Source organism: Novosphingobium sp. EMRT-2 (assembly GCF_005145025.1).
Taxonomy (GTDB): Bacteria; Pseudomonadota; Alphaproteobacteria; order Sphingomonadales; family Sphingomonadaceae; genus Novosphingobium.
The window spans coordinates 13332-28938 of record NZ_CP039696.1; the positions used below are offsets into that span (position 1 = coordinate 13332).

Annotated in this window: 19 protein-coding genes; 11 read left to right on the forward strand and 8 right to left on the reverse strand. The window is 60.5% G+C overall.

Annotation, left to right across the window (positions count from 1 at the left end):
• Nucleotides 1-18: 18 nt before the first annotated feature.
• From FA702_RS17850 to FA702_RS17870, 4 genes are all read right to left on the reverse strand, one after another.
• Nucleotides 19-1317 (reverse strand): hypothetical protein, encoded by a 1299-nt coding sequence (locus tag FA702_RS17850; RefSeq protein WP_168196122.1) that lies wholly within the window; start codon nt 1315-1317, stop codon nt 19-21.
• 256 nt (nt 1318-1573) lie between these two features.
• Nucleotides 1574-3013, reverse strand: coding sequence for a phosphoesterase (locus FA702_RS17855; protein ID WP_255504839.1), 1440 nt, complete (start codon nt 3011-3013; stop codon nt 1574-1576).
• A 162-nt stretch (nt 3014-3175) separates the two neighbouring features.
• On the reverse strand, nt 3176-3940 hold the full coding sequence (locus FA702_RS17860; protein ID WP_006949122.1) for an IS6 family transposase: 765 nt from the start codon (nt 3938-3940) through the stop codon (nt 3176-3178).
• 231 nt (nt 3941-4171) lie between these two features.
• Nucleotides 4172-6394 (reverse strand): TonB-dependent receptor, encoded by a 2223-nt coding sequence (locus FA702_RS17870; RefSeq protein ID WP_136957517.1) that lies wholly within the window; start codon nt 6392-6394, stop codon nt 4172-4174.
• 466 nt (nt 6395-6860) lie between these two features.
• Here FA702_RS17870 and FA702_RS17875 point away from each other — a divergent pair, with 466 nt between their 5' ends.
• Nucleotides 6861-7322, forward strand: a complete 462-nt coding sequence (locus FA702_RS17875) for a TetR family transcriptional regulator (protein WP_058456839.1) — start codon at nt 6861-6863, stop codon at nt 7320-7322.
• 54 nt (nt 7323-7376) lie between these two features.
• On the opposite strand, the gene istB is transcribed toward FA702_RS17875, so the two are convergent.
• Both istB and FA702_RS22845 read right to left on the reverse strand, forming a co-directional pair.
• Nucleotides 7377-8222 (reverse strand): IS21-like element helper ATPase IstB, encoded by an 846-nt coding sequence (gene istB, locus FA702_RS17880; protein ID WP_006949666.1) that lies wholly within the window; start codon nt 8220-8222, stop codon nt 7377-7379.
• The gene (locus FA702_RS22845; protein ID WP_168196123.1) at nt 8219-9058 is read right to left on the reverse strand and encodes a hypothetical protein; all 840 of its coding nucleotides are present in this window, start codon (nt 9056-9058) and stop codon (nt 8219-8221) included. The genes istB and FA702_RS22845 overlap by 4 nt, the downstream gene beginning before the upstream one ends.
• Between FA702_RS22845 and FA702_RS17895 the strand changes: the two genes are divergently transcribed.
• The gene (locus tag FA702_RS17895) at nt 9035-9799 is read left to right on the forward strand and encodes an IS6-like element IS6100 family transposase (RefSeq protein ID WP_001389365.1); all 765 of its coding nucleotides are present in this window, start codon (nt 9035-9037) and stop codon (nt 9797-9799) included. The genes FA702_RS22845 and FA702_RS17895 overlap by 24 nt on opposite strands.
• 139 nt (nt 9800-9938) lie before the next feature.
• On the opposite strand, the gene FA702_RS22850 is transcribed toward FA702_RS17895, so the two are convergent.
• On the reverse strand, nt 9939-10091 hold the full coding sequence (locus FA702_RS22850) for a hypothetical protein (RefSeq protein WP_006949649.1): 153 nt from the start codon (nt 10089-10091) through the stop codon (nt 9939-9941).
• Between the two features lie 255 nt (nt 10092-10346).
• On the opposite strand from FA702_RS22850, the gene FA702_RS17900 reads away from it, so the two are divergent.
• Both FA702_RS17900 and FA702_RS17910 read left to right on the forward strand, forming a co-directional pair.
• Complete coding sequence (locus FA702_RS17900; protein WP_020819813.1) at nt 10347-10655, forward strand: hypothetical protein; 309 nt, start codon at nt 10347-10349, stop codon at nt 10653-10655.
• A 397-nt stretch (nt 10656-11052) separates the two neighbouring features.
• The gene (locus FA702_RS17910; protein WP_255504840.1) at nt 11053-11499 is read left to right on the forward strand and encodes a lytic transglycosylase domain-containing protein; all 447 of its coding nucleotides are present in this window, start codon (nt 11053-11055) and stop codon (nt 11497-11499) included.
• A gap of 18 nt (nt 11500-11517) precedes the next feature.
• On the opposite strand, the gene FA702_RS17915 is transcribed toward FA702_RS17910, so the two are convergent.
• Nucleotides 11518-12282 carry an IS6-like element IS6100 family transposase gene (locus FA702_RS17915; RefSeq protein ID WP_001389365.1) on the reverse strand — a complete coding sequence of 255 codons (765 nt, stop codon included), beginning with the start codon at nt 12280-12282 and terminating at the stop codon, nt 11518-11520.
• On the opposite strand from FA702_RS17915, the gene FA702_RS17925 reads away from it, so the two are divergent.
• From FA702_RS17925 to arsC, 7 genes are all read left to right on the forward strand, one after another.
• The gene (locus FA702_RS17925; RefSeq protein WP_255504841.1) at nt 12259-12666 is read left to right on the forward strand and encodes a hypothetical protein; all 408 of its coding nucleotides are present in this window, start codon (nt 12259-12261) and stop codon (nt 12664-12666) included. The genes FA702_RS17915 and FA702_RS17925 overlap by 24 nt on opposite strands.
• Nucleotides 12663-12836, forward strand: coding sequence for a hypothetical protein (locus FA702_RS22855; RefSeq protein ID WP_168196124.1), 174 nt, complete (start codon nt 12663-12665; stop codon nt 12834-12836). Before FA702_RS17925 ends, FA702_RS22855 begins: the two co-directional genes overlap by 4 nt.
• Before the next feature lie 184 nt (nt 12837-13020).
• Complete coding sequence (locus FA702_RS17935) at nt 13021-13725, forward strand: SprT-like domain-containing protein (protein ID WP_136957520.1); 705 nt, start codon at nt 13021-13023, stop codon at nt 13723-13725.
• Nucleotides 13726-13743: 18 nt separating this feature from the next.
• The gene (locus FA702_RS17940) at nt 13744-13965 is read left to right on the forward strand and encodes a hypothetical protein (RefSeq protein WP_136957521.1); all 222 of its coding nucleotides are present in this window, start codon (nt 13744-13746) and stop codon (nt 13963-13965) included.
• 340 nt (nt 13966-14305) lie between these two features.
• Entirely contained in the window at nt 14306-14659 is a 354-nt protein-coding gene (locus tag FA702_RS17945; RefSeq protein WP_136957522.1) for a helix-turn-helix transcriptional regulator, read from the forward strand.
• Complete coding sequence (locus FA702_RS17950; RefSeq protein ID WP_136957523.1) at nt 14656-15183, forward strand: arsenate reductase ArsC; 528 nt, start codon at nt 14656-14658, stop codon at nt 15181-15183. Before FA702_RS17945 ends, FA702_RS17950 begins: the two co-directional genes overlap by 4 nt.
• The gene (gene arsC / locus FA702_RS17955) at nt 15173-15601 is read left to right on the forward strand and encodes an arsenate reductase (glutaredoxin) (RefSeq protein WP_136957524.1); all 429 of its coding nucleotides are present in this window, start codon (nt 15173-15175) and stop codon (nt 15599-15601) included. Before FA702_RS17950 ends, arsC begins: the two co-directional genes overlap by 11 nt.
• The last annotated feature ends 6 nt before the right edge of the window (nt 15602-15607 follow it).

Here is a 15607-nt window from a genome sequence, read left to right on the forward strand (position 1 = left end):
GCCGAACATTCAGCCGTCTTACATCCAGCCGTCGAGATCGTCGGGGATGTTGCTCAGCGTACCCTTGCCGGTGATGGCGTTCAGATCGAACGGCTGCGCCTCCAGGAAAAATTCCAGCTGGTCACGCGATGTCACAAGCGAATTGATCACGCGGACTTTCAGGCCTTTGAAGTTCGGGCCGTCGATGCGCAGCGCCTTCAGCGTGACTTTCGATCCATGCGGTATCTTCACGAAGCGCGGATAGTTCAGCAGGCGAAAGTCCGGCTGAACGATCTCAAGCTCGACGTCGATCGGGCCAGCATTCGCGATCTCCATCTCGCCTGAGTTTCCGATCAGAAACTCTGACGGCGAATATTTGGTGAACGACATCTTCAGGACCGCGTTCATCACCGTTTGAACATTCTCGCGCGTGCCGAAGAAAGTGTCGCGGAAGAGGCCGACCGTACGACGCTTTTCCAGCGCATCCTTGAAGGCCGCTTCATCCTCTCCCTGCGTCAGGAACAGGGTGGCGACGCGGTGATCCATCCCCGCCGCCTCCTGCTCCAACGCGGTCCCGAGATGAGCGTCCGTAGTCGCCGCGATATAGAGGTTATATTTCAGGGCCACGTCCATCGCGCTGGGGTGGATGAAATCGCTTTGCGCAACCTCAATCCCCGACAGCAGACCCTCTGAAAACATCCGTTCGAGGAACGGCGTCACCACTGCCTCACCAGGGGAGGAGGAGGGGATGGTCGGATGATTCCACTGGCAGATGGCGCCCTGCCGCTTCGCTTCGCGGAACCGTGCTTCCAGATCTTTCTCGTCCGCGCTGGTCCGGTTCCAGTCGACCCGGTCCAGCGCGACCGTCTGCTTGAAGGTGCTGTAATGGACTTTCCCCGGGTTCAGCGCATTTGCATCCTTGAGGAAGTGACAATTGAAATGCCCGATCGCGCGCGTGATCTCCGACCCGAGCGAGAGTTTCATGCCGCCGAGGCCAAGCATGCCCGAAGAGATGAACGCGCGGCCGATTTCATAGCTGCGGTTCTTGTTGGTGCCGGTGTCGCGGATCTTTGGCGTGATGATGTCATGTTCCGTGAAGGACACGAACTTAAGCCCGTCATGCGCCGCTTCTGCGAGGCGAAGCGTCGGCCAGGCCGAGCCGTCCGAGAATACGGTGTGCAGGTGCAGGTCGCCGGCGAAAATATGATGTCCGTCCTTCGTATCGGGGAAGATCAGACGCGCGGGCGACGGCGGCCGCTGATCGGATTGCGTCACGAACTCGGCGGAAGCTTCTCCGGCGGTGAACAGCCCTGCGAGCATAGCGAGAGCGGAAACCATTTCGCGGAAGTTTCTATGCTTAACCATAAGATCTCCTGATGAAGGTGGTGTTTGATGAATGGGCTTTGATATCGGTCGTGAAATCAGATTCACCGCACCCACATTGCGCTGGGTTCAGAACTTGTATCCAAGCGTGATGCCATAGGTGCGCGGGGCCGCCGGGAGGTCGGTGCTGGTCGTGGCGGAGTTGAATCGGGAGAGCGGATAGTATGTGTCGGTCAGGTTGCGGACCCAGGCCGTGGCGGAGATATTGTTCCTAGGGGTTGCGGCGCATCGACGAGCCAAGGAAAACCGGGTTGGAATAAAACCAGAGATCAGTCCATGCGTCTTCGCCCTCGGCATCGGGCGCCGGCTCGGCATCCTCAGTATTCGTCCCGCGCAGACGGAGATATTCATCGCCTGCGACCGGTTCGAGAGCCGTTTCGATCACGCGCCATTCGCCCTCTCGCTTCCATTCCGCCTCGGTAAAGCGCGCCACGACGCGCGTGCTCGGATTCCGATCAAGATTCGGATCGGCGGATTTCGTGCCCACCGATCCGCGGATCAGGTCAATATGGTGAACGGCAGGATTGTCGCCATTGGCATTCAATCCGTCGGGATCCCGAAAGCGGATCGTAAGGTGAAGCGGCTCACCATTGCCTGCATTTATGGTGGAACCGAATTCGATCGGACGCGCATCGGCGCCTGTTCCCAACAGAATCTCAAGTTCCGACACGAGATCGCCTGTAGTCACGAAAATGCGTCCGGCGCGCATGGCGGCGATGATCGATGCGGGGTTCTTTGGCGCGTGGACATAAGTCTTCGAATATTCGCCAGGCCAGAAGTCGAAACCGCCTTCGGTCCAGTTGATGTGTGAGTCTGAGTTGGCGGTAATCCACCAGCGTCGTCCTTCACCCAGCATGGAATCCCAGAAGCCGCCAAGCCGCGCGGTCATCTGGTCGAAACCACCCATGGTCGGGAAATCGCCATAGGCCCCGCGCGGGATCGCATCGCCGAAATAGGCCGCATAGCGCGAAGGGCCGACACTTTCGCCGACCTGACCGGCGGCCTGATGGCCCGGCGCACCTTCCATCCCGATGGCGACTTCCGGCGCGGTATCGTTCCAGCCACGCAATTCGGAAGGGGTGGTCAGGCCGTATTTGCCCATGCCGGTTGCGGACCTCGAGGGATGGTGTGCGAAAAGAACAGGCTTTGGCTGTTGTGCATCCATTGTCCGCAATGCGTCCAGCATTCGCCCTTCACTGTTGCGCGACGGATCGCGGGGCCACGCCTCGCGGGCGCCGTAGCCCTTCTCCAGCTCGCGCAACCGGTCGGCCTCGTCGTCACCTGCCGGAACGATGATGCTGCTGTGATCCGATCCGGGCGTATCGAATTCCATGCCGAAGAATTGCACCAATTCCGGCACCAGCTGTCGTGATCGCAGCAGTTCGGGATAGGCGTGGTCGTGGTTGACCTTGCTATGATTGGGGCCGCCATGATCGGTCGCCACCATCCAGTCCAAACCGAATTTGCGCGCCATCAGGGCGTTCATGGGAATCGGGTATATCGCATCACCGCCCACGGTCGGCGTCGGCGGGTCGGCCTTTTCGTCATAGCCGGTCGAAAAGCGACTGTGAGTGTGATGATCGCCCGCCAGCCAGCGCGCTTCTCCGGCATCGGCGCCCGGCTGCGGCGCCGGCACATCGATGCTGTGCATATGACGTTCGTGCGCGGTAACGGCAAATACCGGCAAGCAAACGAGGACCAGAGCGGCTGATGATCTCGTGGCGTTTCGAAGCATGTTTCTGTTCCTGGGATGAATTGATTGGCTCTGTTGCAAACATGGGGCACGGCCGCGCGGCGTCACCCAGTTGGGGGATTAGGCAGCATTGGCGAAATGCTTATTGAGCATAATCATGGTTTCGGTCAGGGCCGAGGGTCCAATTCCGAATGCTCTTTCAACCAGGCGCACCTCCCCCATGATACCTGGCTGCAGGCACCATGCCTGGGCCTGTCCTTTGCGTAGGGCGCGCATGACCTCGAAGCCCTTGATCGTGGCGTAGGCCGTTGGCATCGACTTGAAGCCACGTACCGGCTTGATCAGCATCTTCAGCTTGCCGTGGTCGGCCTCGAGCACGTTGTTCAGATATTTCACCTGCCGGTGCTCGGTTTCCGCCGCCAGTTTGCCTTCGCGTTTCAGCTCAGCGATTGCTGCGCCGTAGCTGGGTGCCTTGTCGGTATTGAGTTTGGCCGGCTTTTCCCAGTCCTTCAGGCCACGAAGAGCTTTGCCCAGAAAGCGCTTCGCCGCTTTGGCGCTGCGTGTCGATGACAGATAGAAATCAATCGTGTCGCCCCGTTTGTCGACCGCCCGGTACAGGTAGGTCCATTTGCCCCGCACCTTTACGTAGGTCTCATCCAGACGCCAGCTCGGATCAAAGCCGCGCCGCCAGAACCAGCGGAGACGCTTCTCCATCTCCGGCGCGTAGCGCTGCACCCAGCGATAGATCGTCGTATGATCGACATCGATCCCACGCTCGGACAGCATTTCCTCGAGATCACGGTAGCTGATGCCGTATCGACAATACCAGCGCACCGCCCATAGGATGACCTCGCCGGTAAAATGCCGTCCTTTGAAATCGTTCATCGCAACTGACCTTGACAGTACATGAGCCCAATCTTGGAAACCGTGTCAGAGTTTGCAACAGAGCCTCGGGCAACACCGCGATCGTGAAACTATCGTCATGGCTGTTCGCCTGGGCGGCTGTCCCGGCAGCGAGCGCCATAGCCGCCACCGATGAGAACGCAATTTGCCGCGTCCAATGGCCAAGGAGGGTCATGTTAAACTCCAATAGTTGCTTGTATGTTGGTTGGCTGATCAGAAAGTGTAGCCGAGCGAAACGCCATAAGTGCGCGGCGCGCCGCGGAATGCCGCGTAGACGGGCGGAGCCACGTAAAGGGTCGTCGCGTATCTTTTATTGGTGAAGTTGCGAACCCATGCCCCCACCGTCATCCTTTCGGCAAATGCCAGTTCCATCTGCGCATTGCCAAGGAAATAGCCCTTGATCGGCTGGTAATTGTCGAGTTCGGTGTAATAATCGTCGACGAAGCGGCCATTGACCGACGGCGTCAGCACCCTGTCGCCGCCCAGCGGTATCGCATAGCGGATCGAACCGGTCAGCGTCATCTTCGGCGCAAAGGGCAGTTCATTGCCGATGCGCCGTAACCTCTCCGCCGCATTGCCCGAACGCATGTCGAGTATTTTGCTATCGAGAAGCGAGACGCCGCCCTGTATTTCCAGCCCGTGTAGCGGTCGGACCGTGATATTCGCTTCCGCGCCATAGGTGCGAGCGCTGCCCACATTGGTGCGGATATTGGTGGGCAGGCCGTTGATGAGCTTGTTGAGGCTCGCCTGAAGATTGTTGAAGTCGTTGTAATAGACCGACGCATCGATCTGCACCGGGCCGCCGCGCGGCAGGAATTTGACGCCCGCCTCATAGGTCCAGACCCGCTCCGACTTGAACGGATCGGTTTCGGGGAGGGTGACGGAGGTCGATCCGTCGAAACCACCCGCCTTGAACCCCCGGCTGACCGAAACATAAGCGGTCGCGGACGGCGAGATTTCGTAACTGACATTCAGGCGGCCCGACAGGCTGTTGTCGGAGAAGGTCCGGCTGAAATTGAATGGCATGGGACCGAAAACGGCCGGGGCGATGCTCACACCGAAGGGATTGAGGTCGACGGTCGATCCGTCGAACCGGCTTTCATCATGGGTGTAGCGCAGGCCCGCGCCGATCTTCCAGTGACTGCCCAGCCTGACGCTGCCATCGGCAAATCCCGCGACGCTGCGGCGTCGCTGGATATAGTCGGCGGACAGCACGCTCAGCACGAAATCGGTCAGGTCGAGGTTACTGCGCAGCCGCACCTTGTCCCTGTAAGCCGTTGCACCCACCACCCAGTCGAACCGGCCGGGCGTCGCATTCTGGAGGCGTAGTTCCGCCGTCCCCTGCTCTACATTGTCGCGATAGATGATGTCGGTGATCCGCGTCGGAACCACGTCGCCCGCAGCAGAATATTGCTGCTTCAACTTTTCCCAGCCGAGAATGGCGACCAGCAGCATATCACCGCCGATCTTCTGGTTCAGCGTGACCGATCCGCCATAGCTGGTCTTGTCGAGCGACGGATCGATGGCGGAATCGGTCGTAAAGGGCGCCAGCGGCGCAAAACCGCGCACCGTGGCGGTGCGCTCGAAAAATTGCACCGCGCCGGATTCATGGAAACCATGGGCATTAAGCGTGACCGTTGTGCCGTCGGTCGGCTCCAGCAGCAATATCGCGCGACCGCCGTAATATTGGGAGCGATTGGCCTCGGTGTTGACGCCGGGATCGGCGAGCGCGGGGACGGCAGGATTGGCCGATCCACTGACACCGCGCGTGCCGATATTGGTCATGAACCCGTCGGTGCGGTCGAAGACGCCCGCCACCCGCAGCTTGACGCCATCGGCCAGAGCGCCGCCCGCCCCAGCTTCCGCGCGCCAGGAGTTGAAGCGGCCATATTCGACGCGCGCCTCCCCCTCCCATGTGTCCGTGGGCTGGCGCGAGATGATGTTGACCGCGCCCGCCGTGGTGTTCTGGCCGTAGAGCGTGCCCTGCGGCCCCTTCAATATCTCTATGCGTTCGACATCGAACATCTGTCCGCCGACCAGCGCCGCCGAACCCTGATAGGCGCCGTCGATGCTGACGGCGGCGGACGGATTGCCGTTGGGCCGGAAATCATCATAGCCGATGCCGCGAATGGTGAAGGTCTGGATGGTGCGACCGCCGGAAATCTGGGGTGACACGACCACGCCGGGAGTCAGGCGCGAGGCGTCGATCAAGTCCTTCACGCCCGCTTCGCGCAGTGCCTCTGGAGACAGGACGCTGACTGCCGATGGAACATCGATCAGCCGCTGGTCGCGTTTCTGGGCCGTGACGATGATGTCGCCACCTGCCTCGACAGGATCGTCGGCGGCGTAAGCCGGGGGAGCCGCGATCGTCAGGGAAGCGAAGGCGGAGGATAGCAGATGAACGCGGCGGAACTTGTGCTGCGATGAGCTGGCCATGAAATCAGTCCTTGGAACATGTATGTCAGAAGAGGGCGAGCGACATCGGCCACCGCCCGGATCGGGGGTGGATCTCGCGTCGCTCAGGACAATGAGGGGCCTAGTCGGAGACGACAGGCCGTTGCGGCATACGCCGGGACCCCGCCCATCGATGGATGTGTGAATACTTCATAGGACCCCCTGCCCGAATCGAACGGCTGTACAGGTAGGTGTATCGTGTGAATCTTCTATGACAGCCGGAGAAACGCTCGTGGGTATCCTGTGCGGATGCGCCGTCGGCGAAGCGATATGCGCGATGCCGTCCTGCTCAGGGAGCAAACTTGGCAACGGTGTGGTGAGGCTCTATCTAGATTGGGAAAGCCAGCCGAATTCGGGCGGAGCTTAATTCGAACGGCTGTACAGAAGGGTGTCAGGTTTGAGTCGCTTGCGATATATGTCCGATGAAGCCTCGCCCCAGGCAGAGCGGATGAGTGAGGCCGCGTATGACCTTGCCGAAGAGAGCGGTCTGGCAGCGCTCAGCGCACGAAGTCTGGCGCGAAAGACAGGAATGAGCCCGTCGGCAATCAATTACCACATCGGCAATCGCGAGCGGCTCATCGCGCAGATCGCGTTCAAGGCTATCGCGGTATCTAGCCGCTGGCGGCAGTCGCAGGCCGCTTTACAGGAAGAGGGTGCCCCGAGGTGGGCCGAGCTTGATCACGTGTTCACGTCGCTGTTGCAGGATCGGTTGAGCACCGGCCGTATGGTGATGGCACTTTTGCAGGAACTGGAGAACGAGGCCGTCGCCAGCGGTCAGACCGCTATCGAAGAGGCGCTGCGCGAGGAAATGTTCGCTGAAACGGCGTTCTGGCGCGATCTGGCAATCCGCCATGGCGAAAGCGTGGATGCGTGTAGCGCGACATCGTCGGTGACTGGTCAGCGACATTGATGGTGATGTGTCAGCGGTGACGTTGGGGATAGTGTCACACGAGGTTGGCCTGGATCAAGAGGCGTTGTCGCGCAGCGATGTCGCTGGCATGGTTTCGATGTCGCTGGGCGATGTCGCTGGATCAGGAGCACTGTCGCGGAGCGATGTCGCTGAGGCCAGGGCGGATCGCCTGCGATAGCTCTCGACGTTCATTTCCAGGATAGTGGCGTGGTGAACGAGCCTGTCGATGGCAGCGACAGTCATTGCCTTATCCAAAAAAATGGAATCCCAACCGCTGAATGGTTGGTTGGCGGTGATCATGATGGAGCGCCTTTCGTATCTGGCAGAGATGAGTTCGAACAGGACGCTGGTCTCTGCCTGGTCCTTGCGGACGTAGGACAGGTCATCGAGGATGAGCAGGTCGAAGCGGTCGAGCCTGGCGATCTCCTGGGTCAAGGTCAGGGACTGACGTGCGGCCTGCAAACGCTGGACGAGATCGGTGGTTCGGGTGAAGAAGACCCGGTATCCGCGCGCGACGAGCTCGTTGCCGATGGCGGCTGCGGCGTGGCTCTTGCCGGCACCGGGCGGACCAAATGCCAGAAGATTGTGGCCCGCCTTGAGCCAGGCATCTCCTTGGGTCAGAGCCATGACCTGGGCCTTGCTCAAGGTGGGAACGAGGCTGAAGTCGAAGGCATCCAGGGTCTTGCCGGGAGGCAGCCGTGCTTCTGTAAGATGGCGCTGGATCCGGCGTTGTTCGCGTTCGGCGAGTTCCAGTTCGGCCAAGGCTGCCAGCAGGCGCGAAGCCGGCCACCCCTCCTTGTCCGCTCGTGAACAGAAGTCCGGCCAGAGACGGGCAATGGTGGGCAGACGCAGCGTGCCAAGCAACATGGGCAGCTGGGCGGTGTCGACAGTGATGCTCATGCGGCCATCTCCCTGGCGGTGAGCAGATCGTCGTATGTGTCAGGCTGGGGAATATCGACGACCACATCGGCCGGCTCTTTGCCGGGGCGTTGGAAGCGCTCCTGCAGATCCCTCAGATCGGGTAAACCCTGGCCATCGAGTATGCCGGTCAGGGTCGCGGCGAGCTCAGCCTCGCAGGCCTGGTCATGCGCAAGCCACAGCAGCCCCACCATGCTGCGGCATGCGGCGGCTTTGGGAAGCGCACCCTCCAGAGCATCCCAGCAGCGGCGATATTCGCTGCGAGGGAAGAGCTTGTCGCGATAGACAAGGTTTGCCAGCGCGTGGGGCTTGGTACGCAGGCTGTGGATCACGTGCCGATAATTGACTACGTGGTCATGACCGCCCCGTCCGCGATCGGGCGCCCTCCCGCGTGGCAGGGTCTCGATGGGCTGCCCGGCCAGATAAAGGTCGATCCGGTCATCGAAGATCCTGGCTCGCAGGCTATGGCCGATGAGCCGGGAAGGCACGGTGTAGAAGACCTTGCGCAGCACGAAGCCGCCCGATGAGGTGACGAGCACCGTAGCTTCATCATAATCGCAGCTGCGGCGTGAAGGTAACGGGCGCAGGTGCTCAGCTTCGATGCGCAAGGCATCGCGCCGCCGGGCATTGTGGCGGCCCACGATCTGGGCGAGGAACGTGCGCCAGTCCTCGATGGAGGCGAAGTCACGTGTCCCGCGCAACTGGAGTGCCTGATCGAGCCGATCCTTAAGGTGGCTCTGTTGCAAAAATCGTGAAGCTTGAGCATGCTTGGCGGAGATTGGACGGACGGAACGATGACGGATTTCAAGTGGCGCCATTTCCAGGGTGATGTGATCCTGTGGGCGGTGCGCTGGTATTGTCGCTATCCGATCAGCTATCGCGACCTTGAGGAAATGCTGGCGGAACGCGGCATTTCGGTCGACCATACGACGATCTATCGCTGGGTCCAGTGCTACGCCCCGGAGATGGAGAAGCGGCTGCGCTGGTTCTGGCGGCGTGGCTTTGATCCGAGCTGGCGCCTGGATGAAACCTACGTCAAGGTGCGGGGCAAGTGGACCTACCTGTACCGGGCAGTCGACAAGCGGGGCGACACGATCGATTTCTACCTGTCGCCGACCCGCAGCGCCAAGGCAGCGAAGCGGTTCCTGGGCAAGGCCCTGCGAGGCCTGAAGCACTGGGAAAAGCCTGCCACGCTCAATACCGACAAAGCGCCGAGCTATGGTGCAGCGATCACCGAATTGAAGCGCGAAGGAAAGCTGGACCGGGAGACGGCCCACCGGCAGGTGAAGTATCTCAATAACGTGATCGAGGCCGATCACGGAAAGCTCAAGATACTGATCAAGCCGGTGCGCGGTTTCAAATCGATCCCCACGGCCTATGCCACGATCAAGGGATTCGAAGTCATGCGAGCCCTGCGCAAAGGACAGGCTCGCCCCTGGTGCCTGCAGCCCGGCATCAGGGGCGAGGTGCGCCTTGTGGAGAGAGCTTTTGGCATTGGGCCCTCGGCGCTGACGGAGGCCATGGGCATGCTCAACCACCATTTCGCAGCAGCCGCCTGATCGGCGCAGAGCGACAGCCTACCTCTGACTGCCGCCAATCTTTGCAACAGAGCCGGTAGAATCAATCAAGCGTTCAGTGTTCGTTCTTCAACCTGGCCAAAATCGCAGCTTCGGGCCGACTGGGCCTATAACGCGCTCGTCACGCCAACTTGCGGTAGTGGCGCAGATAGTCGGGATATTCGATCCCGCGTGCTTTCAAGAGATTAATCGTCGCCTCTTCGACCAGGGCGGCAACGGACGTTTGTTCGCGCTCAGCAAGGTTTTTGATCTCTGCCGCCAGCTCGGGTTTCACCGACGCTGCGAGATTGCGCGTGTTCGCGCGGCTCGGCCGACGCCGGGGCAAGGGAACCGGGAGAAGGGGGTCTTCCTGTCTTTTCGGGCGAGCCATAGGTCTAAAACACAAGAGGTTGATGTGGTGCCGGAATAAGCGTGTTGACACGCTTAATGGCTGTAATGTGGTTGCACGGCAAGAGAGGACAAGCCGGGTTGCCCTCGCCGTCAAAGCGAGGATAGACATATCCTTATCGGTAAAAGGGAATAAATCACGATGCCGCATAGCGACGATTGGCAGTATGATCCGATCCTGGAACGCGAACTAACCACCCGCCGCCCCGCTGGGGGAATGATCCAAGCGGTCGAGATTGCGCAGTTGCCGTCGAGTGAATGGATCATCAACGTTAAAGTATCGTGGCATGGCGATAAGTGGCTGAATGTCTGCCTATTCGAGCAACCGACGCTTAAAACATACAAGCGACTGTCAAGTGCCGTGCGGCATGTCGTGCTCGATTACGGATATGAGGATGACCATATCCGATTGGTCCCCGACAAACAATGCAGCAACAAATTGGCGTTTTAGGCTTCCCTTTCCCCCTCATCGTGATATGTGCATAAATCTCGATGACGAGGGAGAAAGCGATGAAAGCTTTTAATTTCGCGCTCGCGGCCGCCTTGGTGGGGGCTGCGGTGCAATCGACCCCCGCTGTAGCGTCGGATAATACTTGGGCATGTGAGGTTGTTCTGTGCATCTCCAACCCGGGTGGTCCGACGCAATATCCAGCCTGTGTTCCACCGATAACGAAACTGTGGCGGGTGCTGGCTCTCGGCGGCAGCTTCCCGACATGCACGGGCGGGGGTATCGCCAAGACAAAATACAAGAAGCCGGATGATGGGAGGCCTGGTCGCTTGACGGTCACTTGGACTGACGGGCGGCAACAGACCTACTATCAGCCGCGCAACTGACCGGGAGCGGGAACGTGTTCCTCGAAACCGGAGCCGTTCTTTCGCTGGCGGCGCAATGCGCCCCAGCGGTAGCGCCGCATACGATCGCCGCGATCGTGGATGCGGAATCTTCCAACTATGTTTTTGCGATCAACGTCAACGGCGTGGCCAGTCAGCCGCGCCGTCCGCGCAATGAGGCGGAGGCTATCGCAACCGCGCGCTCTTATGTTGCGCGCGGCTACAGCGTGGATCTCGGCCTCGGCCAAATCAATTCACGCAACATGGGCTGGCTCGGCCTGACGTGGGACACTGTTTTCAAGCAGTGCGCCAATGTCGAAGCGGCAGGCCGTGTGCTCCTGTCCAATTTCCGTTCGGCCAAGACGGGTCGCACCCCGCAAGAGGCCCTTCGGGTCGCACTCAGCATGTATAACACAGGCTCTCAATCGGGCTCTGTTGCAAAGATTGGCGGCAGTCAGAGGTAGGCTGTCGCTCTGCGCCGATCAGGCGGCTGCTGCGAAATGGTGGTTGAGCATGCCCATGGCCTCCGTCAGCGCCGAGGGCCCAATGCCAAAAGCTCTCTCCACAAGGCGCACCTCGCCCCTGATGCCGGGCTGCAGGCACCAGGGGCGAGCCTGTCCTTTGCGCAGGGCTCGCATGACTTCGAATCCCTTGATCGTGGCATAGGCCGTGGGGATCGATTTGAAACCGCGCACCGGCTTGATCAGTATCTTGAGCTTTCCGTGATCGGCCTCGATCACGTTATTGAGATACTTCACCTGCCGGTGGGCCGTCTCCCGGTCCAGCTTTCCTTCGCGCTTCAATTCGGTGATCGCTGCACCATAGCTCGGCGCTTTGTCGGTATTGAGCGTGGCAGGCTTTTCCCAGTGCTTCAGGCCTCGCAGGGCCTTGCCCAGGAACCGCTTCGCTGCCTTGGCGCTGCGGGTCGGCGACAGGTAGAAATCGATCGTGTCGCCCCGCTTGTCGACTGCCCGGTACAGGTAGGTCCACTTGCCCCGCACCTTGACGTAGGTTTCATCCAGGCGCCAGCTCGGATCAAAGCCACGCCGCCAGAACCAGCGCAGCCGCTTCTCCATCTCCGGGGCGTAGCACTGGACCCAGCGATAGATCGTCGTATGGTCGACCGAAATGCCGCGTTCCGCCAGCATTTCCTCAAGGTCGCGATAGCTGATCGGATAGCGACAATACCAGCGCACCGCCCACAGGATCACATCACCCTGGAAATGGCGCCACTTGAAATCCGTCATCGTTCCGTCCGTCCAATCTCCGCCAAGCATGCTCAAGCTTCACGATTTTTGCAACAGAGCCTCAAATCCCGCGTGTGCGAGGAGTGCAAGAAAGAGCGCGCGGCGCGGGCCGTCACAACCGACCGCCAGTTGTTCACCGCCGTTCGGGCGCTGCCTCATATGGCGATCACCAAAAAGGAAGGCGAGTATCGGGTGACGTTCCGGCTCGCCTCGATCGTAGAGGCCGATCAGGGCCGCCATGATGCCGATTGGCACCGGGACCATGCCGAACGGGTCGCCTACTACACGGATGACCGCGACGACGCGCTAGGCTCGGCCAAGTCGCTTTCTGACAATATGGTGCGCGTCATGGCCCGCCTCGCTGAACAGGGAGCCAGCCAATGACCCATGAGGATCAGCAGCGCGCCTATAACGCCGGGTGGAACTGTGGCCGCTGGCCCGATGATCCCCGCTATCAGGGCTGCGAACCGACGAACCCCGACCTTTGGGAGCATTACGAGGACGGCAAGGCCGATGGCTACGTTGAACGACGCCGCAATGAAAGGGGGGTCTGATTATGGCGAAGGAAAGGCCCCTCAAGGGGCACAAGCTGGCAAGCTATAGCTTTGGCGTTTCGGTAAGCTGCGAGTGCGGTTGGCGCTCCGGGACATGGTTCGGGAAAGGTGGTCGCGGTAGCGCGCTGGGCGAGTGGTATTCCCATAAGGATCGCTGCGCGGCCGAAGCGAAGGGGCTGTGCGCATGACCAACCCGACCGCGCAAGCCTATGCTGAATTGCAACTGGCGTTCGACCATTATAACCGGGAGCTGTTCGCGGGCGAGCTGCCCCCCTGCCTGATTACGATGCAGAGGGAAAAGCGGAGCTACGGCTATTTCTCATCGGAGCGGTTCGTGCATCATCACGACAAGAGCAAGACCGATGAAATCGCCATCAACCCGGCATATTTCGCCGTGGTCCCCCTGCTCGAAGTCCTTCAAACCGTGGTGCATGAAATGGTCCACGCATGGCAGTTCCATTTCGGCAACCCGTCACGCTCCGGCTATCACAACCGGGAATGGGCCGACAAAATGGAAGCGATCGGCCTCATGCCGTCCAGCACCGGCCAGCCCGGAGGCGCTAGGACAGGGCAGAAAATGGCCGACTATGCCGTTCCGGGCGGTCCCTTCATGCTCGCCACGGACGCCTTGTTGACGCAGAATTTCCGCATTTCGTGGCTCGATCGGTTCCCGGCGATTATGCCGACGCCGGCGATCGACGCCGGCGCCGGCGCCGGCGCTGCCAGCGACCATCTGGCGGACGTGCTTCAGCCCGCCACGGGGAACCGATCGAACCGGATCAAATATCGCTGCCCTACATGCGGCGCGCAGGCATGGGGTAAGCCCTCGCTGCGGCTTCTGTGCGGTGGCGACGATTGCGCCAGCGCGCCCCTCGCCCCTGTCGAATAAAGGGGCTAGGATCAGGCCATGACGATGCGCAGCCTATTCGATGGGGCTTTGACGATGATCCTCTATGTCCTCGCTTTCGCAGCGGGGACAGTTTTCGTGCGGGCCAACTATGATCTGATTGAGGCACACCCGCTTCTGGTGTTCTTTGTCGGCGCGGTCTTGGCCCATCAGCTCTACAACCTGATCCCGCCCATCGTTGTGACCATCAATGACCGCCTTTTGGGCGTGCCGGATCGCTAGGGCACCTCAATCAATCCCGATGAAATAGCGTTAATAGCGAGCGAAAGCGGCGTGGCTTCGCCGGGGTCGCTTGGTCCTTGGCCGGGGCCTCGACCGCTGCGGGGTGAGCTTCATCCCATAAGGCTTTCCAACGCTCCGCCTCAATGCGGCGCGCAATCGCACGGTCCTCAACTGCGTGCAGCCTTCGCCCGTCTCCGGTATCTCTATCCATCAAACGCGCGCTGCACGCCCAATGATAAGTTTCCGTTGTCGGCCATGATTAACAGCACGGCAACTAGGATGGCGCTCGCCGTATCACGCGAAGATTGCCACACTTCGATATTTCCGCTAACATAGAAATATGGAACTGAAAAACGCTGTCGCCGCGCTGTCCGCGCTCGCCCATGAAGGCCGTCTCGCCGCTTTCCGTCTGCTGGTTCAAGCGGGTCGTGAAGGCATGGCGGCGGGCGAAATTGCCCGTCGCCTCGACGTGCCACCGAACACGCTTTCGTCAAATCTGACCATTCTTTCTCACGCGGCCCTTATCGAGAGTCGGCGTGATGGGCGGTCGATCATCTACAACGCGAGATATGAGAACATGACCGAACTGCTCGAATATCTGATGCAGGATTGCTGCGGTGGGCACCCTGAAATCTGCGCGCCTCTCGCCAAGGTCGCGCTGGATAGCCGATGCGGACAGGAGGGCTGTGCATGAGCAATCAGGTTTACAACGTCCTGTTTCTTTGCACCGGCAATTCGGCGCGCTCCATCTTGGCGGAAAGCGCGCTCAACAAGCTGGGCGAAGGCCGCTTCCGGGCCTATTCGGCGGGTAGCTTCCCCAAGGGCGACGTGCATCCGATGACATTGGAAGTGCTGGCCTCGCTCGGCTATCCGACCGAAGGGCTGCGTTCCAAGAGTTGGAGCGAGTTCGCGGCTCCGGGTGCGCCAAAGATCGACCTCGTTATCACCGTCTGCGACGACGCGGCGGGCGAAACCTGCCCCGTCTGGCCGGGACGGCCGATAACGGCCCATTGGGGGATCGAAGACCCTGCCAAGGTCGGAGGGGACGGGCAGCGCGACGCCTTTGTTCGCGCCCTTCGCTATCTGCTGAACCGTATCGCGCTGTTCCTCGCGCTCCCACATGACAGCATCGACCGCATGGCGCTCGCGGCCAAGGTCCGTGAAATCGGCCAAGTCGAAGGCGCTACTCATCCGAAAGCAAACACCGATGCCGACTGACATCATCATCTATCACAACCCGGAGTGCGGCACCTCGCGCAACGCGCTGGGCCTGATCCGCAATGCCGGGATCGAGCCGCATGTCATCGAGTATCTGAAAACGCCGCCCGCGCGCCCCTTGCTCGCCCAGCTTATCGAACGCGCGGGCATCACGCCGCGCGACCTCCTGCGCGAGAAAGGCACGCCCTATGCTGAACTTGGCTTGGGTGACGAAAGCCTGACCGACGAAGCCTTGCTGGATGCGATGATGGCCCATCCAATCCTTATCAATCGGCCGCTGGTCGTCTCGCAGCTTGGCGTGAAGCTGTGCCGCCCTTCGGAAGTGGTGCTGGACATGCTGCCTTCGCCGCAACAGGGCGCGTTCGCAAAGGAAGATGGCGAACGGGTCGTGGACGAACGCGGCCAGCGGGTCGTCTGAGGCAAG